This is a genomic window from Burkholderia theae (assembly GCF_048565265.1).
GTDB lineage: Bacteria > Pseudomonadota > Gammaproteobacteria > Burkholderiales > Burkholderiaceae > Burkholderia > Burkholderia theae.
The window spans coordinates 2,371,375-2,396,918 of sequence record NZ_CP183461.1; the positions used below are offsets into that span (position 1 = coordinate 2,371,375).

Annotated in this window: 23 protein-coding genes; 4 read left to right on the forward strand and 19 right to left on the reverse strand. The window is 65.5% G+C overall.

The window, feature by feature from the left end:
• Positions 1–74 precede the first annotated feature (74 nt).
• A complete protein-coding gene (gene smpB / locus ACN22W_RS11250; RefSeq protein WP_048248603.1) occupies positions 75–521 on the forward strand; it encodes an SsrA-binding protein SmpB in 447 nt (148 codons plus the stop codon).
• A gap of 235 nt (positions 522–756) precedes the next feature.
• On the opposite strand, the gene ACN22W_RS11255 is transcribed toward smpB, so the two are convergent.
• The 3 genes from ACN22W_RS11255 to ppsA form a co-directional block, all read right to left on the reverse strand.
• On the reverse strand, positions 757–1,692 hold the full coding sequence (locus ACN22W_RS11255; protein ID WP_048248604.1) for an SPFH domain-containing protein: 936 nt from the start codon (positions 1,690–1,692) through the stop codon (positions 757–759).
• A 33-nt stretch (positions 1,693–1,725) separates the two neighbouring features.
• A complete protein-coding gene (locus tag ACN22W_RS11260; protein WP_048248606.1) occupies positions 1,726–2,160 on the reverse strand; it encodes an NfeD family protein in 435 nt (144 codons plus the stop codon).
• Between the two features lie 253 nt (positions 2,161–2,413).
• Positions 2,414–4,813, reverse strand: a complete 2,400-nt coding sequence (gene ppsA, locus ACN22W_RS11265; protein WP_129512419.1) for a phosphoenolpyruvate synthase — start codon at positions 4,811–4,813, stop codon at positions 2,414–2,416.
• Positions 4,814–5,187: 374 nt separating this feature from the next.
• Here ppsA and ACN22W_RS11270 point away from each other — a divergent pair, with 374 nt between their 5' ends.
• Positions 5,188–6,003 carry a pyruvate, water dikinase regulatory protein gene (locus tag ACN22W_RS11270; RefSeq protein ID WP_048248608.1) on the forward strand — a complete coding sequence of 272 codons (816 nt, stop codon included), beginning with the start codon at positions 5,188–5,190 and terminating at the stop codon, positions 6,001–6,003.
• 109 nt (positions 6,004–6,112) lie between these two features.
• Here the strand turns inward: ACN22W_RS11270 and ACN22W_RS11275 are convergent, their stop codons facing one another.
• The 16 genes from ACN22W_RS11275 to rpsB form a co-directional block, all read right to left on the reverse strand.
• On the reverse strand, positions 6,113–6,895 hold the full coding sequence (locus tag ACN22W_RS11275; RefSeq protein ID WP_419684288.1) for a TrmH family RNA methyltransferase: 783 nt from the start codon (positions 6,893–6,895) through the stop codon (positions 6,113–6,115).
• Positions 6,892–7,536 carry a ribonuclease HII gene (gene rnhB / locus ACN22W_RS11280; RefSeq protein ID WP_419684290.1) on the reverse strand — a complete coding sequence of 215 codons (645 nt, stop codon included), beginning with the start codon at positions 7,534–7,536 and terminating at the stop codon, positions 6,892–6,894. Before rnhB ends, ACN22W_RS11275 begins: the two co-directional genes overlap by 4 nt.
• Positions 7,533–8,702, reverse strand: a complete 1,170-nt coding sequence (gene lpxB / locus ACN22W_RS11285; RefSeq protein ID WP_043888491.1) for a lipid-A-disaccharide synthase — start codon at positions 8,700–8,702, stop codon at positions 7,533–7,535. Before lpxB ends, rnhB begins: the two co-directional genes overlap by 4 nt.
• A 3-nt stretch (positions 8,703–8,705) precedes the next feature.
• Positions 8,706–9,494: an acyl-ACP--UDP-N-acetylglucosamine O-acyltransferase gene (lpxA, locus tag ACN22W_RS11290; RefSeq protein ID WP_129512423.1), complete on the reverse strand. Its 789-nt coding sequence runs from the start codon at positions 9,492–9,494 to the stop codon at positions 8,706–8,708.
• Between the two features lie 58 nt (positions 9,495–9,552).
• Positions 9,553–10,020, reverse strand: a complete 468-nt coding sequence (gene fabZ, locus ACN22W_RS11295) for a 3-hydroxyacyl-ACP dehydratase FabZ (protein ID WP_017331951.1) — start codon at positions 10,018–10,020, stop codon at positions 9,553–9,555.
• Positions 10,021–10,149: 129 nt separating this feature from the next.
• Entirely contained in the window at positions 10,150–11,229 is a 1,080-nt protein-coding gene (lpxD, locus tag ACN22W_RS11300) for a UDP-3-O-(3-hydroxymyristoyl)glucosamine N-acyltransferase (RefSeq protein ID WP_419684295.1), read from the reverse strand.
• A gap of 16 nt (positions 11,230–11,245) precedes the next feature.
• On the reverse strand, positions 11,246–11,743 hold the full coding sequence (locus ACN22W_RS11305) for an OmpH family outer membrane protein (RefSeq protein ID WP_048248617.1): 498 nt from the start codon (positions 11,741–11,743) through the stop codon (positions 11,246–11,248).
• Between the two features lie 64 nt (positions 11,744–11,807).
• Positions 11,808–14,117, reverse strand: coding sequence for an outer membrane protein assembly factor BamA (gene bamA, locus ACN22W_RS11310; protein WP_193098627.1), 2,310 nt, complete (start codon positions 14,115–14,117; stop codon positions 11,808–11,810).
• A 61-nt stretch (positions 14,118–14,178) separates the two neighbouring features.
• Positions 14,179–15,549, reverse strand: a complete 1,371-nt coding sequence (gene rseP, locus ACN22W_RS11315) for an RIP metalloprotease RseP (RefSeq protein WP_419684298.1) — start codon at positions 15,547–15,549, stop codon at positions 14,179–14,181.
• A gap of 11 nt (positions 15,550–15,560) precedes the next feature.
• Positions 15,561–16,757, reverse strand: a complete 1,197-nt coding sequence (locus ACN22W_RS11320) for a 1-deoxy-D-xylulose-5-phosphate reductoisomerase (RefSeq protein ID WP_129512427.1) — start codon at positions 16,755–16,757, stop codon at positions 15,561–15,563.
• 15 nt (positions 16,758–16,772) lie between these two features.
• Positions 16,773–17,594 (reverse strand): phosphatidate cytidylyltransferase, encoded by an 822-nt coding sequence (locus ACN22W_RS11325; protein ID WP_129512428.1) that lies wholly within the window; start codon positions 17,592–17,594, stop codon positions 16,773–16,775.
• Positions 17,588–18,370: a polyprenyl diphosphate synthase gene (uppS, locus tag ACN22W_RS11330; RefSeq protein ID WP_006478494.1), complete on the reverse strand. Its 783-nt coding sequence runs from the start codon at positions 18,368–18,370 to the stop codon at positions 17,588–17,590. Before uppS ends, ACN22W_RS11325 begins: the two co-directional genes overlap by 7 nt.
• A 49-nt stretch (positions 18,371–18,419) precedes the next feature.
• Positions 18,420–18,980 (reverse strand): ribosome recycling factor, encoded by a 561-nt coding sequence (frr, locus tag ACN22W_RS11335; protein ID WP_048248629.1) that lies wholly within the window; start codon positions 18,978–18,980, stop codon positions 18,420–18,422.
• 91 nt (positions 18,981–19,071) lie between these two features.
• A complete protein-coding gene (pyrH, locus tag ACN22W_RS11340; RefSeq protein ID WP_128848396.1) occupies positions 19,072–19,785 on the reverse strand; it encodes a UMP kinase in 714 nt (237 codons plus the stop codon).
• 156 nt (positions 19,786–19,941) lie between these two features.
• Positions 19,942–20,823, reverse strand: coding sequence for a translation elongation factor Ts (tsf, locus tag ACN22W_RS11345; protein WP_048248633.1), 882 nt, complete (start codon positions 20,821–20,823; stop codon positions 19,942–19,944).
• 162 nt (positions 20,824–20,985) lie between these two features.
• The gene (gene rpsB / locus ACN22W_RS11350; RefSeq protein ID WP_011352461.1) at positions 20,986–21,726 is read right to left on the reverse strand and encodes a 30S ribosomal protein S2; all 741 of its coding nucleotides are present in this window, start codon (positions 21,724–21,726) and stop codon (positions 20,986–20,988) included.
• A 379-nt stretch (positions 21,727–22,105) separates the two neighbouring features.
• On the opposite strand from rpsB, the gene map reads away from it, so the two are divergent.
• Positions 22,106–22,921, forward strand: a complete 816-nt coding sequence (map, locus tag ACN22W_RS11355; protein ID WP_129512429.1) for a type I methionyl aminopeptidase — start codon at positions 22,106–22,108, stop codon at positions 22,919–22,921.
• Positions 22,922–22,966: 45 nt separating this feature from the next.
• Entirely contained in the window at positions 22,967–25,543 is a 2,577-nt protein-coding gene (locus tag ACN22W_RS11360) for a [protein-PII] uridylyltransferase (RefSeq protein ID WP_419684307.1), read from the forward strand.
• Position 25,544 lies beyond the last annotated feature (1 nt).

The following is a 25,544-nucleotide window of genomic DNA, read 5'->3' on the forward strand; positions in this document are numbered from 1 at the left end:
GGGAACGCAAGCCGGGCGATTCTCGCCCCGCTTTGCTAAAATCGTGATTTTAAACGAGTTGGCCCAATCCATTCATGAGCATCATCGACAACAGGAAAGCGCACTTCGATTATCACATCGAGGAACGCTACGAGGCGGGGCTCGTGCTGGAGGGCTGGGAAGTCAAGGCGCTGCGCGCCGGGCGTGGCCAGATCAGGGAAGGCTACGTCGTGGTGAAGAGCGGCGAGATCTTCCTGATCGGCACCCACATCAGCCCGCTGCCCGAAGCCTCGACACACATCACGCCCGACCCGGTTCGCACGCGCAAGCTGCTGCTGCACCGCGACGAGATCAAGAAACTGATCGGCAAGGTCGAGCAGCGCGGCTACACGCTCGTGCCGCTGAACTTCCACTACAAGGGCGGTCGCGTGAAGTGCGACATCGCGCTCGCGAAGGGCAAGAAGCTGCACGACAAGCGCGAAACCGAGAAGAAACGCGACTGGGAACGCGAAAAGGCACGCATCATGCGCGCCGGCACCTGACGCGCGCAACCCGCATCACAAACGACACGGCCCGCTCGAAGCGGGCCGTGTTGCTTTGGGTTCCTGAATCGTGCGCGCCGGTCACCCGGAGGCTGCCAGCAGCATTCGGCGCGCAACGCCGGTGGTTTCGGCTGGCGATTCGTGCCGAAGGCACCCTACGGGCCCCAGCCGAACTCGCCCGGCTGCGCGACGATTCGCCGCACACGGCGGCCACCCGCGCACCGGGCGCACTGGCTCAGCCCTTCCCGCCCGCGGCCGGCGACGCGCTCTTGACGATCGTCAGCGCCGACGCGACCGCCGAACCGAGATCCGACAGGTTCGACGGCACGATCAGCGTATTGCCCTGCTTCGCGAGATTCGCGAACGCGCCGACATACTGTTCGGCGACCTTCAGGTTCACCGCGTCCATGCCGCCCTGCGACTGCATCGCGTTCGCGATCTTCTGGATCGCCTGCGCGTTCGCCTCGGCCACGGCAAGAATCGCGGCGGCCTCGCCTTGCGCCTGGTTGATCGCGGCCTGCCGCTCGCCCTCGGATTTCTGGATCGCCGCCTCGCGAGCGCCCGACGCGAGGTTGATCTGCTCCTGCTTGCGGCCTTCGGAGGCGGCGATCAGCGCGCGCTTTTCGCGCTCGGCGGTGATCTGCGCCTGCATCGCGTGCAGGATTTCCTTCGGCGGCGTCAGGTCCTTGATCTCGTAGCGCAGCACCTTCACGCCCCAGTTCGCGGCGGCGTCGTCGAGCGCCGACACGATGCTGTGGTTGATGAAGTCGCGCTCCTCGAAGGTCTTGTCGAGCTCCAGCTTGCCGATCACCGAGCGCAGCATCGTCTGCGACAGCTGCGTGATTGCGAACACGAAGTTGCTCGACCCGTACGACGCCTTCATCGGGTCCATCACCTGGAAATACAGCACGCCGTCGACCTGCAACTGCGTGTTGTCGCGCGTGATACAGATCTGGCTCGGCACATCGAGCGGAATTTCCTTCAGCACGTGCCGGTACGCGATGCGATCGACGAACGGCAGCACGATATTGAGACCGGGCGACAGCGTCGCGTGATAGCGCCCGAAACGCTCGAGCACCCACGCATGTTGCTGCGGCACGATCTTCACCGTCTTCGACACGATCACGATCGCGATGACGAGCAGGACAACCCAGATGATCAGCGAATCCATGAAGCGTTCCCTCCTTGTTTTATCAGCGGACAATCAGCCCGCGGGTTTCGCCACGACCACGAGACAGTTGCCTCGTACGGCGCTCACCTGATACACACGCGCGTCGTCGCGCTCGCCGTTCGCCAGCTCGACGTCCCAGTCGGCGCCGCGATACTGCACGCGCGCGCGGCCGTCACGCCACGCATCGACCATGACGGTCGAGCCGATATCGAGATTGACGTCGGGATTCGTCGACGTGTCGCGCTTCTGCTTGCGACCAAGCCCCGAACGGCGCAGCACGATCATCGCGATGATCGCGACTGCGGCCGCCGCGCCGAACTGCACATGCGGCGCGAAACCGGCCAGCTGCAGCAACCCGCCCGCGAGAAAGCCGAGCGCGATCATCAGCAGGTAGAACGTGCCCGTCAGCAGTTCGGCCACGACCAGCACGCCCACCGCGACCCACCAGAACAGATGCCCCGACATCATTGTGGTCTCCAGAAAAACGTCCCCAACGCGCACCTGCGTTGCATGGGCCCGGATTATGCGCCGAAGCACGACTCCGGATCGACCCGTTCGCCGCCCCCGAGACGACGGTCGGCACGTTGGGAGCGGCCCGGTGCGTACCCACAAACAAAAACACCCCGGTGCCTACCGGGGTGTTTATAGCATGAACCTTGCATTTTGCCTTCATCGAAAGCGCAGCGGTGCCGCCCTTTCGCCGAAGATGCATTACCGGCCGTTACTTCCGGTTGGCCAGCGCCTGCCACGTTTCGATGATCGTGTCGGGGTTCAGCGAGATCGACACGATGCCTTCGTCGGTCAGCCATTGCGCGAAGTCCGGGTGATCGGACGGGCCCTGGCCGCAGATGCCGACGTACTTGCCCATCCGGCGGCAGGTATCGATCGCACGCTTCAGCAGGAACTTGACGGCCGGATCGCGCTCGTCGAAGTCGACTGCCAGCAGTTCCATGCCCGAATCGCGGTCGAGGCCGAGCGTGAGCTGCGTGAGGTCGTTCGAGCCGATCGAGAAACCGTCGAAGTGTTCCAGGAACTCTTCGGCGAGGATCGCGTTGGTCGGGACTTCGCACATCATCACGAGGCGCAGGCCGTTTTCGCCGCGCTTCAGGCCGAACTTCTCGAGCAGGCCGACCACACGCTCCGCCTGCTTCACGGTACGCACGAACGGCACCATGATCTCGACGTTCGTCAGGCCCATCTCGTCACGCACGCGCTTCAGTGCACGGCATTCCATCTCGAACGCCGGCGCGAAGTCTTCGGCGATGTAGCGCGATGCGCCGCGGAAACCCAGCATCGGGTTTTCCTCGTCCGGCTCGTAACGCGAACCGCCGATCAGCTTCTTGTACTCGTTCGACTTGAAGTCGGACAGACGCACGATCACGGGCTTCGGATAGAACGCCGCGGCGATCGTCGCGACACCTTCCGTCAGCTTGTCGACGTAGAACTGACGCGGCGACGCGTGGCCGCGCGCAACGCTCTCGACCGCCTTCTTCAGGTCCTGGTCGATGTTCGGGTACTCGAGGATCGCCTTCGGGTGAACGCCGATGTTGTTGTTGATGATGAACTCGAGACGCGCGAGGCCCACACCGCCGTTCGGCAGTTGCGAGAAGTCGAACGCGAGCTGCGGGTTGCCGACGTTCATCATGATCTTGACCGGGATTTCCGGCAGTTCGCCGCGCTGCACCTCCGTGACTTCCGTCTCGAGCAGGCCGTCGTAGATCTTGCCTTCGTCGCCTTCCGCGCACGACACGGTGACGAGCGCGCCGTCCTTCAGGATGTCGGTCGCATCGCCGCAGCCGACCACAGCCGGCACGCCGAGCTCACGCGCGATGATCGCCGCGTGGCAGGTCCGGCCGCCGCGGTTCGTGACGATCGCGGCCGCGCGCTTCATCACCGGCTCCCAGTTCGGGTCGGTCATGTCGGCAACCAGCACGTCGCCCGGCTGCACGCGTTCCATTTCCGACGGATCCTGGATCACGCGCACGGGGCCCGCGCCGATCTTCTGGCCGATCGCACGGCCCGTCGCCAGCACCTGCGACTGGCCCTTCAGCTTGAAGCGCTGCTCGGCCTTGCCGGTCGCCTGGCTCTTCACCGTTTCCGGGCGTGCCTGCAGGATGAAGATCTTGCCGTCGCGGCCGTCCTTGCCCCACTCGATGTCCATTGGACGCTGGTAGTGCTTCTCGATGATGACCGCGTACTTCGCCAGCTCGATCACGTCTTCGTCGGTGATCGAGTAGCGGTTGCGCTGTTCGTGCGGCACGTCGACGGTCTTCACGCGGCCCGGCTCGCCCGGCTGCGTGAATTCCATCTTGATCAGCTTCGAGCCGATCGAGCGGCGGATGATCGGGTACTTGTCCTGCGCGAGCGTCGTCTTGAACACATAGAACTCGTCCGGGTTCACCGCGCCTTGCACGACGGTTTCGCCCAGGCCATAGCTCGACGTGATGAACACGGCGTCCTTGAAGCCCGATTCGGTGTCGATCGTGAACATCACGCCGGCCGCGCCGACGTCCGAGCGGACCATGCGCTGCACGCCGGCCGACAGGGCGACCTCGGCGTGCGTGAAGCCCTTGTGCACGCGGTACGAGATCGCGCGATCGTTGTACAGCGACGCGAACACGTGCTTCATGCGGTCGAGCACGTCCTCGATGCCGACGACGTTCAGGTACGACTCCTGCTGGCCGGCAAACGATGCGTCCGGCAGGTCTTCCGCGGTCGCGGACGAGCGCACGGCAAACGACAGCTCGCTCGGCGAGCCGTTCTTCAGGACTTCGAACTGCGCGCGGATTTCCTGCTCGAGGCGCGCCTGCATCGGTGCGTCGACGATCCACTTGCGGATTTCGGCACCGGCTTCGGCGAGCGCCTTCACGTCGTCGATGTCGAGGGACTCGAGACGCTTGGCAATCCGATCGGTCAGGTCGTTGTGCGTGAGGAAATCGCGGAAAGCGAGCGCGGTCGTGGCGAAACCGGTGGGTACGCGAACGCCAGCCTCGGAAAGCTGGCTGATCATCTCGCCGAGCGACGCATTCTTGCCGCCCACGATCTCCACATCGGTCATCCGCAACTGCTCGAACGGAATTACATACGCCTGGTCCTTTGCGACGTTTGCTGCGTTAGTCATACAAGCCCCTAAGTGTGAAAAAAATACTCGATTGCGCAAGTGGGCTCGGACGCGGGCGCTTGCAAAAAGGCGCGGCGCGTCTTGCGCAACCTGTTAGATAAACAATCGCAGCGGCAGAAATCTTCCGACCCGATTTGCAAAAATCCCGGCAGAAGGGCGATATATTCAGACAAATCGCCGAACTTGCCGGGAATTTTGGAGTCGAGCGGGCAAGCCGAGGGCGCCGTTCGCACCCTGCCCCCGCAATTGCTTATCCAACAGGTTGCCGCTATTCTACCGTGCCGGCTGCCGGATGTGGCGCGACCTTGTCACTGCGTCTGGAGGCGAACCTCCAGCCCCCGCGCAACCGCCCTTCACGTTCGACGCCCAGATTCATGCTGCCTACCGTATTCATCGTCTCCGACGGCACCGGGATCACTGCCGAAACCTTCGCGCACTCGATCCTCTCCCAGTTCGACCAGAAATTCCGTCTCGTGCGCGTGCCGTTCATCGACTCGCCCGACAAGGCCTACGCGACCGTCGAGAAGATCAACGACGCCGCCGTGCACGACGGCCGCCGCGCGATCGTGTTCACGACGCTCGTCGACAGCGAGTCGAACGACATCGTCAAACGCTCGAACGCGCTCGTGCTCGACATGTTCCAGCGCTTCGTCGAGCCGCTCGAGCAGGAACTGGAGCTCAAGTCGAGCCACGCGATGGGCCGCGGCCACCAGAACGCGGACACCGAGGAATACAAGACGCGGATCGAGGCGATCAACTTCTCGCTCGCGCACGACGACGGCCAGTCGAACCGCAACCTGTCGGAAGCCGACGTGATCCTCGTCGGCGTGTCGCGCAGCGGCAAGACGCCGACGAGCCTGTATCTCGCGATGCAGTACGGCGTGAAGGCCGCGAACTATCCGCTGATTCCGGAAGATTTCGAACGCGGCAAGCTGCCGTCGTCGCTCTCCACGCACCGCGAGAAGCTGTTCGGGCTGTCGATCGACCCGCAGCGCCTGTCGGAGATCCGCAACGAGCGCCGGCCGGGCAGCAAGTACGCGGCGCCCGAGAACTGCCGCTACGAGATCAACGAGGCCGAAGCGATGATGCGCCGCGAAGGGATCAAGTGGCTGTCGTCGACGCACAAGTCGATCGAGGAAATCGCGACGACGATCCTGCAGGAAATCCGCCTCGACCGGCAGTCGTACTGAGCATCCGCGCGCGTGCGGCCCCTGGCCGCCGCCGGAAACAAAAAGGCCGCGTTCGACGCGGCCTTTTTTCGTTGTGCGGGTTGCGCGTGCGGCAGTGCGCGCCCGGGCCTCATGCGTGCCGCTGCTGTCGCACCTGTTCGAACAGGCACACCGCCGCGGCAGCGGCAACATTCAGCGACTCCATCCCGCCCGGCTGCGGAATCGTCACGCGATGCGCCGCCGCATCGCGCCAGAACGCCGATACGCCGGCGCCCTCGTTGCCGAACACCCATGCGACCGGCCCCGACAGGTCGCAATCGTAGATCGCCTGCGCGCCGTGCGAGTCGGTCAGCGCGACCGGTACGTCGAGCCGCTCGGCGAGCGTATCGGGCGCCACATCCTCGTGGATCGACAGCAGGAAGTGCGCGCCCATGCCCGAACGCAGCACCTTCGACGACCACGCGTAGGCCGTACCCGGCGCGCAGAACACATGGCGCACGCCGGCCGCGGCCGCACTGCGCAGGATCGAGCCGACGTTGCCGGCATCCTGCACGCCGTCGAGTACGACCGACGTGTGCGTCACGCGCTCCGGCAGCGGATGAGCCGGCCGGTCGACGAGCAACAGGAAACCGACGCCGTTGACAACGCTCGACAGCTGTCCGAACAACGCATCGGGCAGCGTGACGACACGCTGTGCGTCGACGCGCGCGACGATCGCCTGTGCCTCGGCGTGGCCGAGCGCGCCTTCGGTGGCGACGCACAGCTCGGGCGTGGCACCCGTATCGAGGTACGCGCTGGCGAGGTGGAACCCTTCGAGCAGTGCCTGACCGCCGCGGCGCTGCTGGGACGTCGAACCCGCGAGCGCCTTCAGGCGCTTGTACAGCGGGTTGTCGCGGGAAGTGATGCTTTTCATCGAATCAGGTCAAGTGCGGCGCGAACCGGTGCGAACGTGCGCCGATGCGCTTCGCACGGGCCGTGCTCGCGCAGCGCGGCAAGGTGTTTCGCGGTGCCGTAACCCGCATGCACGTTGAAGCCGTACACCGGGAAGCGTTCGTGCAGGTCGACGAGCATGCGGTCGCGCGTGACCTTCGCGAGGATCGACGCGGCCGAGATGCTCGGCACGAGCGCGTCGCCGCTGACGATCGCTTCGGCGCGCACCGTCAGCGTCGGGCAACGGTTGCCGTCGATCTGCGCGAGCGTCGGCAGCACCGACAGGCCTTCGACGGCCCGCTTCATCGCCAGCATCGTCGCGTGCAGGATGTTCAGCGTATCGATTTCGTCGACGCTTGCCGACGCGACGCAATACGCGCGCGAACGCGCGACGATCAGGTCGTACAGCGCGTCGCGCTTCTTCGCGGACAGCGCCTTCGAATCGTCGAGGCCTTCGATCGGCTGCGCCGGATCGAGGATCACCGCGGCGGCCACCACCGGCCCCGCGAGCGGGCCGCGCCCGGCTTCGTCGACACCGCAGACGATCTCGTCGGGCCGGCTGAAGTCGAAGCCGCCCTGCACGTCGCTCGATGCGCGGCGACGCGTTGCTCGTACTGCCGTCATGCGCGCCCCTTGCGTTGTTCGAGCACGCGCACGACCGCTTCGGCCGCCTTCGCGGCCGTGTTCTGCCGCAGCGAAAGATGCATTTCGGTAAACACTTCGGTCAGCGTGCGGCGGTTCGCGTCGTCGCGCAGCTGCGTGAGCGTCGCGTCGGCCAGCGCCTCGGGCGTCGCGAAATGCTGCAGCAGCTCGGGCACGACGAAGCGCCCCGCCAGGATGTTCGGCAAGCCGACGTAAGGCAGGTAACCCTGCCGGCGCATGATCTGCCCGGTCAGCCAGGGCACCTTGTACGAGATCACCATCGGCTTCTTCAGCAGCGCGGCTTCCAGCGTGACGGTGCCGCTCTTCACGAGGATCGCGTCGGCGGCCGTCATCGCGACCTGCGAGCGGCCGTCGGTGATCGTCAATGCCAGCTGCGGATGCGCGTCGACGAGCGGCTGCAGCAACTCGCGCAGTGCAGGCGTCGCCGCCGGCATCACGAATCGCACACCGGGCTCGCGTTGCTGCATCAGCGCCATCGCCGCGAAGAACGTCGGGCCGATCAGCGCGATCTCCGAGCGCCGGCTGCCCGGCAGCACCGCAATCACGGGGCCGTCGGCCGGCAGTCCCAGCGCGATGCGCGCGCCGTGCGTGTCGGGCTCGAGCGGAATCTCGTCGGCCAGCGGATGGCCGACGTAGGTCGATGCGACGCCTGCCTTGTCGAGAATCGCCGGTTCGAACGGGAACAGGCACAGCATGTGGTCGACGGACTTGGCGATCTTCTTGATCCGGCCGCCACGCCATGCCCAGATCGACGGGCACACGAAGTGGATCGACGGGATGCCCGCGTCGCGCGCGGCCTGTTCGACGTTGAAGTTGAAGTCGGGCGCGTCGACGCCGATGAACGCGTCCGGCCGCTCGGCGAGCAGCTGGCGCTTCAGTTCGCCGCGAATCCGCAGGATCTCGGGAATCTGGCCCAGCGCCTCGACATAACCACGCACGGTCAGCTTGTCCATCTGCCAGTGCGAGTCGAAGCCCTGCGCGATCATTCGCTGCCCGCCGATCCCGTAATACTGGGCCGATTCAGGCAGCCGCTCGCGCAGACCGCCGAGCAGCGACGCCGCGAGCAGGTCGCCCGACGGCTCGCCGGCCACCATCGCGAGCCGAAGCTGATTGGTCGGAAGCGGCATCGCTTAGCGGATGATGCCGCGTTGAGACGCGTCGATGAACTCGACGAGCGCCTTCACGGGCGCATCGCCCTCGCCGCCCGCCTCCGCCAGCTCGCGCAGCTGCACCTTCGCTTCCTCGAACGACAGGCCGTTCTTGTACAGCAGGCGGTAAGCGCTGCGCAGCGCCGAGATCGCGTCGGCCGAGAAACCGCGCCGGCGCAGCCCTTCGACGTTGATCCCGTGCGGCTCGGCCTTGTTGCCTGCCGCGATCACGAACGGCGGAATGTCCTGGACGAGTGCCGACGCGCCGCCCAGCATCGAGTGCGCGCCAATGCGCACGAACTGGTGAACGCCCGACATCCCGCCGACGATCGCCCAGTCGCCGATCTCGACGTGGCCGGCCATCTGCGCGTTGCTCGACAGGATCACGTGGTTGCCGACCCGGCAGTCATGGCCGATGTGCACGTAGGCCATGATCCAGTTGTCGTCGCCGAGCGTCGTCACGCCGACGTCCTGCACGGTGCCCGTGTGGATCGTCGTGAATTCGCGGATCGTGTTGCGATTGCCGATCACGAGCTTCGTCGGCTCGTCCTTGTACTTCATGTCCTGCGGACGGCCGCCGACCGACGCGTAATGGCCGATGCGGTTGTCCTCGCCGAGCGTCGTATGGCCTTCGATCACGCTGTGCGAGCCGATCGTCGTGCGCGCGCCGATCGTGACATGCGGACCGACGATCGCGTACGGGCCGATCTCGACCGACTCGTCGATCTGCGCGCCCGGTTCGACAATCGCGGTGGGATGAATCCTGGTCATGCGCCGTTGCCTCTCGATGTGATGTGTCGCGTTGCGTTGCCCATGCGTGCCGCGTCGCTCAGGGCGCCGCGTCGGTCGTCTTGACCGTGCACATCAGCTCGGCTTCCGCCGCCACCTTCCCGTCCACTTCCGCCACCGCCTTGAATTTCCAGATGCCGCGGATGTAGCGTTCGAACGTCACGTTCAGAATCAGTTGATCGCCCGGTTCGACCACCCGCTTGAAGCGGGCGCCGTCGATCCCGACGAAGTAATACAGCGTGTTCTCCGGATCCTTCGGCTGCTCTTCCGCGAAGGTCAGCAGCGCCGCGGCCTGCGCGAGCGCCTCGAGGATCAGCACACCCGGCATCACCGGCCGCTTCGGGAAATGCCCCTGGAAGAACGGCTCGTTGATCGACACGTTCTTCAGCGCTTTGATCCCTTTGTGCGGCTCGAGCTCGAGCACGCGATCGACGAGCAGAATCGGGTAGCGATGCGGCAGCAGCGTGAGGATCTTGTGGATGTCGAGATTGATTTTTTCAGTGCTCATGATGGTTCGTCTCACGCAGATGCTGCGCGGTGGTGATGCAAAGGCTGAAGCGGGCCGCCGCGCGGCCCAGTCTGGCAAACCGGGCCGGTTGCGCTGGCCGTGCCCGGTTCGTGGTCTCGCATGGTGCGCTCAGGCGTCCGTGCCGCCCTGGGCGGCAAGCGTGGCTTCGAGCGCCTTGATGCGATCACGCAGCTTGTCGAGATTGCGCACGAGCGCGGCGCTCTTGTTCCATTCGCCGTGGTCGACGGCCGGGAACGCGCTGGTATAGATGCCGGCCTTCGGCAGCGACTTCGACACGCCCGAATTCGCGGTGATGATGACATAGTCGCCGAGCGTCACGTGGCCGGCGATCCCGGCCGCGCCGCCGATCATGCAGTGGCGGCCGATCGTCGTGCTGCCCGCGATGCCTGCCTTGCCGGCGATCACCGTGTAGGCGCCGATCCGGCAGTTGTGGGCGATCTGCACCTGGTTGTCGATCTTCACGCATTCCTCGATGACGGTATCCGCCATCGCGCCGCGATCGATCGTCGTGTTCGCGCCGATCTCGACGTCCGGGCCGATCGATACGCCGCCGACCTGCGGGATCTTGACCCAGCTGCCGGTGCGCGCGTCGCCGTCGCCGACGAAATCCGGCGCGAAGCCGAAGCCGTCGGAGCCGATCACGGCACCCGAATGGATGATCGCGCGCGGGCCGACCTTGCAGCCGTGGTACACCGATGCGTTCGGATAAAGATGCGAGCCCGCGCCGATCGTCGTGCCGCGGCCGACGAATACGTTCGCGTCGAGCTGCACGCCGTCTTCGATCACCGCGCCGGCCTCGACCGTCACGTGCGGGCCGATCACCGCGCTCGCGGCGACCTGTGCGGCCGGATCGATCGTCGCGCTCGGATGCACGCCGGCGGCGCGCGGCGGCGCGGCCAGGTCGATGAACAACTGCGCGACGCGCGCGAAGTACGCGTACGGATTCGGCGTCACAACGAAAGTGCGGCCGTTAGCGGCCGCGCCCAGCTTTTCCAGATCCTTCGGTGCGATCAATACCGCGCCTGCGCGGGTCGACTCGACCTGCGACAGGTACTTCGGATTCGCGAGGAACGCGAGCTGCTGAGGGCCTGCCTGGTCGAGCGGTGCGAGCCCGCTCACCTTGCACTGTGCGTCGCCGGCGATATCGCCGCCGAACCGCTTTACGAGTTCCTCGAGCGTCAATGCCATTCGTCGTCTGCTCCGTTCAGTTCGTCGAGCCGGACGCGAGCGCCTTGAGCACCTTGTCGGTGATGTCGATGCGCGGGCTGACGTACACGGCTTCCTGCACGATCAGGTCGTAATTCTGCTGCTCGGCAATCTGCTTGATGACCTTGTTCGCCCGCTCCAGCACGGCCGCCAGTTCCTCGTTGCGACGCTGGTTCAGGTCTTCGCGGAACTCGCGCTGCTTGCGCTGGAAGTCGGTATCGAGCTGCGCGAGATCGCGCTGCTTCTGCGCACGATCGGCCGCCGACAGCGACGTGCCGTTCTTGTCGAGCGAATCGGACATCGACTTCAGACGCGCCGCCAGGTCCTGCAGATCCTTGTCGCGCTTCGCGAACTCGGCTTCGAGCTTCGTCTGCGCCGCCTTCGCGGGCGCCGACTCGCGCAGGATCCGATCCGAATTGACCGCCGCGATGCGGGCGACGTCCTGTGCGTGCACCGTTGCCGCGCCCAAGGCCAGCGCAACGGTCAGCGCGCACATCACTCGTTTCGAAAACTTACCGGTTAGCAAAATTACCCTCTCGTTGCTGTTGTCATGCGTTCGATCAGAACGCCGTCCCGATCTGGAACTGGAATTTCTGATACTGGTCGCCTTCGTGCTTCTGCAGCGGGAAACCGAGGCTCAGCTTCAGCGGGCCGATCGGCGAGATCCACGCCAGACCCACACCATAGCCGTAACGCAGGCCGTTGGCGCCCGTACTCGTGCCGCCCGGCGCGTTGCCCCACACGTTACCGCCGTCGAGGAACGTGAACACGCGCAGCGTGCGGTCGTAGCCCGTGCCCGGCAGCGGGAACGTCAGTTCGATGTTGCCGACGACCATCTTCGAACCGCCGATCGGATCGTTCGTCTTCGTGTCGCGCGGGCCCAGCGAGCTCGGCTCGTAGCCACGCACGGAGCCGATACCGCCCGCGTAGTAGTTCTTGAAGATCGGGTACGGGTTGCCGATACCGTTACCGTAGCCACCCTGCAGGTTCATGCCCAGGATGAAGCCGCGCGAGAACGAATAGTAGTACTGCGCCTGCAGGTCGGCCTTGTAGTACTGGATCTTGCCGACCGGCACGCCGTACTCCATGTTCGCCTGCGTGAAGTAGCCGCGGCTCGGAATCAGCGCGCTGTCACGCGCGTCGCGCGACCACGCGACGGTCAGCGGCACCGTGTTCGACACGCGGCCGAACTGGTTCACGTAATCCTGGTAGCTCTGCGGCGTGTTCGAATCGACGTCGAGGCGGTTTTGCTCGAAGCCCGCGCCGAAGTAGACGGTGTCGACTTCCGAGAACGGGATGCCGAACTTCAGGTTGCCGCCCGCGCTGATGATCCGGAAGCTCGAGCTCGTCGAATAGTAGAGCGGCTGGTACGTGCGGTAGTAGACGTCCGTGATCCGCTTGATGCCGTCGACCGTGAAGTACGGGTCGACCTGCGTGACGGTCAGCGTGCGGTAACTCTTCGCGGTGTTGACGTTCACCGACAGGCTGGTACCCGAACCGAACACGTTGTCCTGCGACACACCGGCCGACAGCACGACCTTGTCCGTCGACGAGAAGCCGGCCCCCAGCGTGATCGCGCCGGTCGGCTTTTCGTCGACCTTCACGTTCACGTCGACCTGGTCGTTCGTGCCTTCGACCGGCACCGTCGTCACGTCGACGTTGGTGAAGTAGCCGAGACGGTTCACGCGGTCCTTCGACAGCGCGAGACGGTTCGAATCGAACCACGAGCTTTCGAGCTGGCGCATTTCGCGGCGCACCACTTCGTCGCGCGTACGCGTGTTGCCGACGACGTTGATGCGGCGCACGTACACGCGGCGGCTCGGATCGACGACGAGGTTCAGGTTCACCTTGTGGTTCGCCTGGTCGATGTCCGGCTGCGCGTTGACGGTCGCGAATGCGTAACCGTATTCGCCCAGCTTGTCGACGATCGACTTGGTGGTCTGCTGCAGCTTTTCGGCCGAGAAGCGGTCGCCCGCCTTGATCTTGATCAGCTTGTTCAGTTCGGCTTCGCGGTCGAGCAGGTTGCCCGACAGCTTGATGCCCGAGATCGTGTACGGCTCGCCTTCGTGCAGCGTGACCGTCAGATACATGTCCTTCTTGTCGGGCGAGATCGACACCTGGGTCGACTCGATGTTGAACTCGAGGTAGCCGCGGTTCAGGTAGTACGAGCGCACGGCCTCGAGGTCGCCCGTCAGCTTTTCCTTCGAGTACAGGTCGTTCTTCGTGTACCAGGAGAACCAGTTCGGCGTCGACAGCTGCATCTCGTCGCGCAGCGTGCTGGTCTTGAACGCCTTGTTGCCGATGAAGTTGATCTGGCGGATCTTCGCGCTCGGGCCTTCGGCCACCGCGAACAGGATCGACACGCGGTTCGCGTCGACCGGCGTGATCGTCGTCTTGACCTCGGCCGCGTAGAAGCCGCGCGTGAGGTACTGGCGCTTGAGCTCCTGCTCCGCCTTGTCGACCAGCGCCTTGTCGTAGTAGCGGCCGTCGGCGAGGCCGACTGCGCGCAGCGCCTTCGTCAGGTTGTCCTTGTCGAATTCCTTCGTGCCGGTGAAGTCGATCGACGCGATGGCCGGACGCTCCTGCACCTGCACGATGACGACGTTGCCCTGCGTGGCGATGCGAACGTCGTTGAAAAAGCCCGTCGCATACAGCGCGCGGATTGCTTCGGATGCCTTGTCGTCCGTGAAGGTATCGCCCTGCTTGATCGGCAGATATGCGAACACCGAACCCGCTTCGACGCGCTGCAGCCCCTCGATCTTGATGTCTTGCACCACGAACGGTGCCGCTGCGTGCGCCGCGAGGCCGTGAGCGGCAAGCGCGGCCGCCGCAACTGTCTTAGGTACAAAGCGATGAGGTTTGAACAACATGCATCCCCAATATTTAGCTGCATCAAATCGGGCGGCTGCCGAGCGGCCGCCGCCTGACGCTTCAGAAATGGATTAACCGAGCCAGATCGTTGAACAGCGCGATCGCCGACAACGCGACGATGCAGATCAACCCGGCTCTTTGCAGAATCAGCTGCCAGCGCTCCGAGACGGCTTTCCCGGTCGCGGCTTCAACCGCATAATATAACAGATGCCCCCCGTCCAAAACGGGAATCGGCAACAAGTTCAGGACGCCAAGGCTAATGCTGACAAGGGCGAGGAACGACAGGAAGGCCGACGGACCGAGCCGCGCGCTCTTGCCCGCGTAGTCCGCGATCGTCACGGGGCCGGATAGATTCTTCAGCGACGCGTTGCCCGTGATCATCCGCCCGAACATCCGCAGCGAATACACGGAGATGTCCCACGTGCGGTGCGCGCCGAGCTGCAGGCTCTCGATCGGCCCGTAGCGCACGTCGACCGACGGCGTGTGCATCGACAGCGCCGCGCCGATACGGCCGACCTGCTGCCCCGATTCGTCGTCGCGCTGCATCTGCGGCACGATCGATACCGTTTGCGCGGCGCCGTCGCGCTCGATCTTCAGGTCGAGCGCCTTGCCCGCATGGTGCTTCACCGAATCGATGAAACGCGACGCGACGCCGATCGGCTTGCCGTCGAGCGCGACCAGCTTGTCGCCGGCCTTCAGGCCCGCCTGCTCCGCCGCGCTGCCGGGCTGCACCGACGCGACCGACAGCGTGCCGCCGCCGGTCTCGAAGCCCAGGTGGGCCATGAAATCGTCGTCGAGCTGACTTTCGGGAACATTGCGGAGGTCGACGCGGAAATCGAACGTCGCGCTGCCGTCGCGCGCGCCGAGCACGATCTCGCGGTGATCGAACGCGGCCGCCAGCAGCTTCCAGCGCAGGTCCGACCACGATCGCACCGGCTCCGACTCGCCGCCCTGCGCGTTGCGGATCGACACGATCGTCTCGCTGCCGTCGAAACCCGCGCGCGCCGCCGCCGTACCGGCCGCCGGCGGCGCGACGACCGCGGCCGGCTCGGTCACGCCGGTGGCGAATACAACGGAAAACAGCGCAATTGCCAACAGGAAGTTCGCGATGGGCCCGGCCGCGACGATCGCGATGCGCTTGTAGACCGACTGCCGGTTGAACGCCTGCCCGAGCTCCTCGGGTTTGATGCCGGGGCCCGGATCGCGCTCGTCGAGCATCTTCACGTAGCCGCCGAGCGGCAGCGCGGACAGCGTCCACTCGGTGCCCGTCCTGCGGCTGACCCAGCGCGCGACGGGCTGGCCGAAGCCGATCGAGAAACGCAGCACCTTCACGCCGCACCAGCGCGCGACGCGATAATGTCCGTACTCATGCACGACGACCAGCACCCCGATCGCCACCGCAAACGCGATCAGTTCGACCAGCACGTTCATGAGCACTCCATTCAGACAGTACGTTCCACGCGGGGCGCAGGCGCTTTTGCAATGATCGCGGCGGCAAGGCGGCGTGCCTCGGCATCCGCCGCCAGGACGTCGTCGAGCCCGTCGGGTGCACGGTTCGGCAGCGCGTTGAGCACGGCGTCGACCGTTGCCGCGATCGCCATGAAGCCGATCCGGCGCTCGAGAAACGCTTCGACCGCAACTTCGTTCGCCGCGTTCAATGCCGCGCTCGCGATACCGCCTTCCTCAAGCGCCTTCAGCGCCAGCGCGAGGCACGGGAAGCGCGCGTAATCGGGCTTTTCGAACGACAGCTGGGCGATCTGCGCGAGGTCGAGCTGGTCGACGCCCGCATCGACGCGATCGGGGAACGCGAGCGCGTGCGCGATCGGCGTGCGCATGTCGGGGTTGCCAAGCTGGGCGAGCACCGAACCGTCGCGGTACGACACGAGCGAGTGGATCACGCTCTGCGGGTGGATCAGCACGTCGATCCGGTCGCCCGGCAGCCCGAAGATCCAGTGCGCCTCGATCACCTCGAGGCCCTTGTTCATCATCGTCGCGGAATCGACCGAGATCTTGCGGCCCATCACCCAGTTCGGGTGCTTGCACGCCTCGTCCGGCGTCACGTCGACGAGCGTGGCCGGCTCGCGCGTGCGGAACGGGCCGCCCGACGCGGTCAGGATGATCTTCGAGATCCCGCCGTGCTCGGCCGCGTCGCGCGGCATGCACTGGAAAATCGCGTTGTGTTCGCTGTCGACCGGCAGCAGGATCGCGCCATGGTCGCGCACGGCGTCCATGAAGATCGCGCCCGACATCACGAGCGCTTCCTTGTTCGCCAGCAGGATCCGCTTGCCCGCACGCGCGGCCGCGAGGCTCGGCGCGAGGCCCGCCGCGCCGACGATCGCCGCGACCACCGTGTCGCAGCCGTCGCTCTTCGACACGTCGACGAGCGCCTGCGGCCCGTGCAGCACGGTCGTCTTGCTGCCCGCCGCGCGCAGTTTCGCGTCGACCTGCGCGGCCGTCGCGGCATCGCCGACCACCGCCACTTCAGGCGCGAAGCGCAGACACTGCTCGACGAGCTTGTCGCCGTTGCGGTGCGCGGTCAGCGCGTAGACCGAGAATCGTTCGGGGTGGCGCGCGACCACGTCGAGCGTGCTGTCTCCGATCGAGCCCGTGGAACCGAGCAATGTCAGACGTTTTTGCATAACAGAGATAGTGGTTTAACCAAGCAGCAGCATCGCGAGCGGCAGCACCGGCAGCAGCGCGTCGACACGGTCGAGCACGCCGCCATGGCCAGGCAGCAGTCCGCTCGAATCCTTCACGCCCGCCTGCCGCTTCAGCAGCGACTCGAACAGGTCGCCGATCACGCTGTACGCGACCAGCAGCGTCAGCGCGGCCCATGCACCGGGCATACCGTAGCGCGCGGCGAATGCAGAAAACAGGGTCGGCTCGAACGCATGCGCGACCATCGCGACGCCGGCGACGAGCATCACCGCGAGCCAGCCGCCGATCGCGCCTTCCCAGCTTTTCCCGGGACTGATCGTGATGGCCAGTTTACGCTTTCCGAAGGCTTTGCCCGCGAAGTATGCACCGATATCGGCCAGCCAGACGACCAGAAGCAGCGACAGCACGAACGGCACGCCCTGCGCGCGCGCCGCGACGAGCGCATGCCAGCAGGCCGCAAACATCACGAGGCCGGCTGCCAGCAGGAACGGCCGCCACACGCCGCCGGCGAGTTCGGGCTTGCGCCGCAACGCGAACGGACCGACCAGCAGCCAGAACACGCCGGCCGCCATGAAAAGGGGACGGGACGAAGCCACGTCGATGCCGAGCGGCGTGGTGGCCGCCAGCGCAAGCGCCGCGACGACCGCATAGACGACCGGGCCGGCGCCGCCGAGCTTCAGCAGGCGCGCCCACTCCCACGCGGCAAACACGAGCACGGCGCCGATCAGCGCCCCGAACGCGCCGAGCGGCGCAAACAGCGTCACCGGCAGCAGCACCGCCAGCATCACGAGCGCCGTGATCACACGGGTTTTCAGCATGAAAGGGAATCGGCGTTCTGCGATTGCGGTTCGAGCTGCGCACTCGTGCGCCCGAAACGGCGCTCGCGCTCGGTATACGACGCCATCGCGTCGGCCAGCGCCGCGCCGTCGAAATCCGGCCAGTATTTGTCGGTGAAATAGAACTCGGCGTACGCGAGCTGCCACAGCAGGAAGTTGCTGACGCGCTGCTCGCCGCCGGTACGGATGAAGAGATCCGGCTCCGGCGCATAGGCCATCGCCAGGTGCGGCGCGAACGCGTCCTCGGTCACTTCGACCTCGCGGCCCTCGCGCACGGCCTGCTCGACGAGTTTCTTCGTCGCCTGCAGGATGTCCCACCGGCCGCCGTAGTTGGCCGCGATGGTGAGCGTAAGACGGGTATTGCGCGCCGTCTTGGTTTCGGCGCGGCGAATCAGTTCGCGAATGCGCGGCTCGAAGCGATCGAGATCGCCCACGACACGCAGGCGGATCCCGTTCGCATGCAGCTTGCCGACCTCGCGCTCGAGCGCGGTGATGAACAGCCGCATCAGGAACGACACTTCGTCGTTCGGCCGACGCCAGTTTTCCGAACTGAACGCGAACAGCGTCAGGTATTCGACGCCGGCGCGCGCACAGCCTTCGACCACTGCCCGTACGGCATCGACGCCGCGGGTATGCCCCGCGACGCGCGGCAAGCGGCGTTCGGTCGCCCAACGGCCGTTGCCGTCCATGATGATCGCGATGTGACGCGGCACGACGCCGACGTCAGGCACGCGAACGGTAGAGCTGGTATAGGTCATGGCCGTTGAGACAGTAATGCGGGAAGAAGGCGGCGCGCGAGGACGGTCGTCAGACCGTCATGATCTCGGCTTCCTTGCTTTGCACGAGCTTGTCGATTTCGGCCACGTGCTTGTCGGTCAGCTTTTGCACGTCGTCGCTCGCACGGCGCTCGTCGTCTTCCGAGATTTCCTTGTCCTTCACGAGCTTCTTGAGCGCTTCGTTCGCGTCGCGGCGCAGGTTGCGGATCGCGACCTTGGCCGTTTCGCCTTCGCTCTTGACGACCTTGGTCAGCTCGCGGCGGCGCTCTTCCGTCAGCGCGGGCATCGGCACGCGGATCAGGTCGCCGGACGTTGCCGGGTTCAGGCCGAGATCGGCTTCGCGAATGGCCTTCTCGACCTTCGCGACCATCGGCTTTTCCCACGGCTGCACACCGATCGTGCGCGCGTCGACGAGCGTCATGTTGGCGACTTGCGAGATCGGCACCATCGACCCGTAGTAGTCGACCTGCACGTGATCGAGCATGCCGGTGTGCGCACGGCCCGTACGGATCTTCGCCAGATCGCTCTTGAATGCATCGATCGAGCGCTGCATCTTCTGCTCGACGCCCTTCTTGGTATCAGCGACACTCATTTCAACCTCCGAACCTTCAAACCTTCAAAAAACGCGGGCACTGCCCGGCGCACCATGCGCACCAGGGCCGACGACCCGCATCCGCGGGAGTTTACACGTGGACGAGCGTACCTTCGTCCTCGCCCAGCACGATGCGCTTGAGCGCGCCCGGCTTGTTGATCGAAAACACGCGAATCGGCAGCTTCTGGTCGCGGCACAGCGCAAAGGCCGTCGCGTCCATCACCTGCAGGTTGCGGCTGATCGCCTCGTCGAAGCTGATCGTCGTGTAGCGCGTGGCCGCCGGATCCTTCTTCGGATCGGCAGAATATACGCCATCGACCTTGGTCGCCTTCAGTACGACCTCGGCGCCCACTTCCGAACCGCGCAGCGCGGCGGCCGTGTCCGTCGTGAAGAACGGGTTGCCCGTGCCGGCCGCGAAGATCACGACGCGGCCTTCCTCGAGCTGACGGATCGCGCGCGGCCGGATGTACGGCTCGACGACCTGGTCCATCCGCAGCGCGGACTGCACGCGCGCCTCGATGCCGGCGTGGCGCATCGCGTCCTGCAGCGCCAGCGCGTTCATCATCGTGGCGAGCATCCCCATGTAGTCGGCGGTCGCGCGGTCCATGCCGGCTGCGCCACCCGCGACACCGCGGAAAATATTACCGCCGCCGATCACGACCGCAAGCTGCGTCCCGAGACGCACGACTTCGGCGATATCGGCCACCATCCGTTCGATCGTCGCGCGATTGATGCCAAAGGCATCGTCGCCCATCAGCGCTTCGCCGGAGAGTTTGAGGAGGACGCGTTTATAGGCATTGGACATAGGGGCTTCCGAGCGACGAGAGGATGACAACCACGAACTGTAGGGGCGAAATACTGATTCGGGCAAGCGCCGACGGTCGGACCGGGTTTCCCGGCCGGCCGGCGGCGGCGCCGACCGCGGCGGAGCGGACGCCCGCCGCGGATACTGCCTGACTGCTTACTGCTGCTTTGCTGCTGCGACTTGCGCGGCCACTTCGGCGGCGAAGTCGTCCTGGCGCTTCTCGATGCCTTCGCCGACGACGAACAGCGCGAACTTTTGCACTGCGGCATTCGCTGCCTTCAGCATCTGTTCGATCGTCTGCTTGTCGTTCTTCACGAACGTCTGGTTCAGCAGCGACACTTCCTTCAGGTACTTCTGGACGCTCCCGTCGACCATCTTCGCGACGATCTCGGCCGGCTTGCCCGATTCCGCAGCCTTCTGCTCGGCCACGCGGCGCTCCGTCTCGATCAGCTCGGCCGGAACATCAGCCGACGACAGCGCGACCGGCTTCATTGCCGCGATGTGCATCGCGACGTCCTTGCCGACTTGCTCTTCGCCACCCGTGTACTCGACGATCACGCCGATACGCGCGCCGTGCAGGTACGTCGCGATCTTGTTCGCGGTTTCGAAACGGACGAAACGGCGGATCGACACGTTCTCGCCGATCTTGCCGACCAGTGCGAGACGCACTGCGTCGACCGTCGAGCCTTCGAGCGGCAGCGCCGACAGCGCGGCCACGTCGGCCGGGTTCTGCGTCGCGACGAGTTCGGCGACCGTCTTCGAGAACGCGAGGAAGTCGTCGTTCTTCGCGACGAAGTCGGTTTCGCAGTTCAGCTCGACCAGCGCCCCTGCGTTGCCGCCGACGAACGATGCGACGACGCCTTCGGCCGTCACGCGCGATGCCGCCTTGCTCGCCTTGTTGCCGAGCTTGACGCGCAGCAGCTCTTCAGCCTTGGCCAGATCGCCGTCGGCTTCCGTCAGCGCCTTCTTGCACTCCATCATCGGTGCGTCGGTCTTTGCGCGCAGTTCTGCCACCATGCTTGCGGTAATTGCCGCCATCATTCGCTCCTTGAGTCTGTATTCACAACGCCGCCCGCTTTGACGCGGACGGCCGAGATTCGTTTCCGGACCCGCGCCGATTCGGCGCGATCAGGTCCGGCGCACAAGCTTAAAAAAAGGGGGCCTGTTGAGAGCCCCCTTTTTGCGCCGGCTCGGGGCCAGTTACGCGTTTTCCTCGACGTACTCGTCGTCGCCGCGCGCTGCCTGGACCACTTCGTTGACCGCGTTCGCACGGCCTTCGAGGATCGCGTCGGCCACGCCTTCAGCGTACAGCGCGACTGCCTTGCTCGAGTCGTCGTTGCCCGGGATCACGTAGTCCACACCTTCCGGCGAGTGGTTCGTATCGACCACGGCGATGACCGGCACGCCCAGCTTGTTCGCTTCCGTGACGGCAATCTTGTGGTAGCCGACGTCGACGACGAAGATCGCGTCCGGAATGCCGCCCATGTCCTTCACGCCACCGATCGACTTTTGCAGCTTGGCGATCTCACGTTCGAACAGCAGCGCTTCCTTCTTGCTCATCTTCTCGGTTTCGCCCGATTCGACGGCTGCTTCCATGTCCTTCAGGCGCTTGATCGACACCTTCAGCGTCTTGAAGTTCGTCATCATGCCGCCGAGCCAGCGTGCGTTGACGTACGGCATGCCTGCGCGCTGCGCTTCCTGAGCGATCGTGTCGCGCGACTGGCGCTTCGTACCGACGAACAGGATCGTGCCGCGGTTCGCTGCCAGCTGACGCACGTACTTCTGTGCGTCCGTGAACATCGGCAGCGTCTTTTCGAGGTTGATGATGTGAATCTTGTTGCGGTGACCGAAAATGAACGGAGCCATCTTCGGGTTCCAGAAGCGCGTCTGGTGACCGAAGTGGACACCCGCTTCCAGCATTTGGCGCATCGTAACTGCCATGTAAATTCTCCACGAGGGTTGGGTCTTAAGCCGGCCGCCGTACCGCCGCGCGAACCTGCCCCGAAGGGCGTCGAATTCAGCGCGGCCGGCACCCTGGTTGCGCCGGCTTGCGATTCGGCACGTGCGGAATGCCCGTGCCGTAAGCCTTTCACCGTGATGCTGCCCCAAGATGGGGAAAACTCAGCATTTGGATATCGACTTAGCCAAAGAGTATAGCACGCCGATTTGTCCGCTCTCAAGTCGCGCACCACTTTCGCTTGCCGCGGGGCAGCCGGCCGGACAATCCGCGAAAACCCGCATCCGCGCGGCCGGCAGGGGCTGCGAGGCCCGCCATAAGGTGCGATAATCCGTCAATTCACCGCATTCCAGGCATACCTCGATGGCTATTACGCTCAAAAACGAACACGATATCGCCGAGATGCGCGTCGCCTGCCGTCTCGCGAGCGAAGTGCTCGACTTCATCACGCCGCACGTCGTCGCGGGCATCACGACCGCCGAACTCGATCGCCTCTGCCACGAGTTCATGCTCAACGAGCAGGGCACGATCCCCGCGCCGCTGAACTACCAGCCGCCCGGCTACCCGCCGTACCCGAAGGCCACCTGCATTTCCGTCAACGACGTGATCTGCCACGGCATTCCCGGCGAGAAGGTGATCAAGAACGGCGACGCGCTGAACATCGACGTCACCGTGATCAAGAACGGCTACTTCGGCGACACGAGCCGGATGTTCATCGTCGGCGAGGGTTCGATCCTCGCGAAGCGCCTCGTGCAGACCACCTACGAGTGCATGTGGCTCGGCATCGACCAGGTCAAGCCCGGCGCGCACCTCGGCGACATCGGCTACGCGATCCAGAAGCACGCGGAAGCGCAGGGCTACAGCGTCGTGCGCGAATACTGCGGCCACGGCATCGGCACGGTGTTCCACGAGGATCCGCAGGTCGTCCATTACGGCCGGCCGGGCACGGGCATCGAGCTGAAGCCCGGGATGATCTTCACGATCGAGCCGATGATCAACGCCGGCAAGCGCGACATCCGCACGATGCCCGACCAGTGGACGGTCAAGACGCGCGATCGCAGCCTGTCCGCGCAGTGGGAGCACACGGTGCTCGTCACCGAAACCGGTTACGACGTGCTGACCGTGTCGGCCGGCACGCCGGCGCGCCCCGTGTTCGCGCAACCGACCGCCGCGGTCTGAGCGCCGTCGCGCCCGCCCGCCCCGCCCGAACCTGAACGGCCGCCCATGAGCGCTCACGCTGCCCCCTCTCCCGAAGCGCTGTCGCGGCGCGCCGAATTCAAGGCCGCCAAGACCGACATGCTCGAGCGCTTTCGCCGCGCGACGAACGTCGCGTCGCTGATGCACGCGCTGTCGAAACTCACCGACGATGCATTGAAGCGCGTGTGGGACGAATGCGGGCTGCCCGCGACACTCGCGCTCGTCGCCGTCGGCGGCTACGGGCGCGGCGAGCTCGCGCCCTATTCCGACGTCGACATCCTCGTGCTGCTGCCCGATGCGCACGATCCGGCGCTCGATGCACGCATCGAGCGCTTCATCGGGATGGCGTGGGATCTCGGCCTCGAGATCGGCAGCAGCGTGCGCACGGTCGCGCAGTGCATCGAGGAGGCGTCGCAGGACGTCACGGTACAGACATCCCTGCTCGAAGCGCGCCGCATCGTCGGCAGCACCGCGCTGTTCGAGCGCTTCACGGTGCGCTACCACGAGGCACTCGACGCACGCGCGTTCTACACCGCGAAAGTGCTCGAGATGCGCCAGCGCCACGCGAAGTTCCAGGACACGCCGTACAGCCTCGAACCGAACGTGAAGGAAAGCCCCGGCGGGCTGCGCGACCTGCAGACGATCCTGTGGATCGCACGCGCGGCGGGTTTCGGCAGCAGCTGGCGCGAGCTCGACACGCGCGGCCTCATCTCCGAACGCGAAGCGCGCGAGCTGCGCCGCAACGAAGGCTTCCTGAAGACGCTGCGCGCACGGCTGCACGTGATCGCCGGCCGCCGTCAGGACATGCTCGTCTTCGACCTGCAGACGCAGGCGGCCGAGAGCTTCGGCTACCAGCCGACGCAGGCCAAGCGCGCGAGCGAACAGCTGATGCGTCGTTATTACTGGGCCGCGAAAGCCGTCACGCAGCTCGCGACGATCCTGATCCAGAACATCGAGGCGCAGCTGTTCCCCGCGACGAGCGGCATCACGCGCGTGCTGTCGCCCGATCGCTTCGTCGAGAAGCAGGGGATGCTCGAGATCGTCGACGACAGCGTGTTCGAGCGCCATCCCGACGCGATCCTCGAAGCGTTCCTGCTGTACGAAACGACCCGCGGCGTGAAGGGCCTGTCCGCACGCACGCTGCGCGCGCTGTACAACTCGCGCGAAATCATGAACAACGCGTGGCGCCGCGATCCGCAGAACCGCCGCACGTTCATGCTGATCCTGCAGCAGCCCGAAGGAATCACGCACGCGTTCCGGCTGATGAACCAGACGAGCGTGCTCGGTCGTTACCTGCTGAACTTCCGCCGCATCGTCGGCCAGATGCAGCACGACCTGTATCACGTGTACACGGTCGATCAGCACATCCTGATGGTGTTGCGCAACATCCGCCGCTTCGCGGTCGCCGAGCATGCGCACGAATATCCGTTCTGCAGCCAGCTGATCGGCAACTTCGAGCGCCCGTGGGTGCTGTATGTCGCGGCGCTGTTCCACGACATCGCGAAGGGCCGCGGCGGCGACCACTCGACGCTCGGAATGGCCGACGCGCGGCGCTTCTGCCGCGAACACGGCGTCTCCGGCGACGACGCGGCGCTGATCGTGTGGCTCGTCCAGCATCACCTGACGATGAGCCAGGTCGCGCAGAAGCAGGACACGAGCGACCCCGAAGTCATCAAGCGCTTCGCCGAACTCGTCGGCAACGAGCGACGCCTCACCGCGCTCTACCTGCTGACCGTCGCCGATATCCGCGGCACGAGCCCGAAGGTGTGGAACACGTGGAAAGGCAAGCTGCTCGAGGACCTGTACCGCATCACGCTCGCGGTGCTCGGCGGCGCCAACCCGGACGCGCATTCGGAACTGAAGTCGCGGCAGGAACAGGCGCTCGCGCTGCTGCGCCTCGAGACCGTGCCCGACGACGCGCACCGCGCGCTGTGGGATCAACTCGACATCGGCTTCTTCCTGCGTCACGATGCGGCCGACATCGCGTGGCAGACGCGTGTGCTGTACCGGCACGTGAACGCCGAAACCGCGATCGTCCGCGCGCGGCCGTCGCCGATCGGCGACGCGCTGCAGGTGCTCGTGTACGTGAAGGATCGCCCCGACCTGTTCGCGGGCATCTGCGCGTATTTCGACCGCAACGGGCTGTCGGTGCTCGACGCGCGCGTCAGCACGACGCGGCACGGCTATGCGCTCGACAACTTCATCGTCACGCAGACCGAACGTGACGTGCGGTACCGCGACATCGCGAATCTCGTCGAGCAGCAGCTCGCGACGCGGCTCGCCGAAACGGCACCGCTGCCGGAGCCGTCCAAGGGCCGCCTGTCGAGGCTGTCCCGGACGTTTCCGATCACGCCGCGCGTCGACCTGCGGGCCGACGAGCGCGGCCAGTACTACATCCTGTCCGTGTCCGCCAACGACCGGCCGGGCCTTCTCTATTCGATCGCGCGCGTACTCGCCGAGCATCGGATCGGCGTCCATGCGGCGCGGATCAATACGCTCGGCGAACGCGTCGAGGACATCTTCCTGCTCGCGGGTGCCGGCTTGTCCGACAACCGCCTGCAGATCCAGCTCGAAACCGAATTGCTGCGCGCGATCGCAGTCTGAA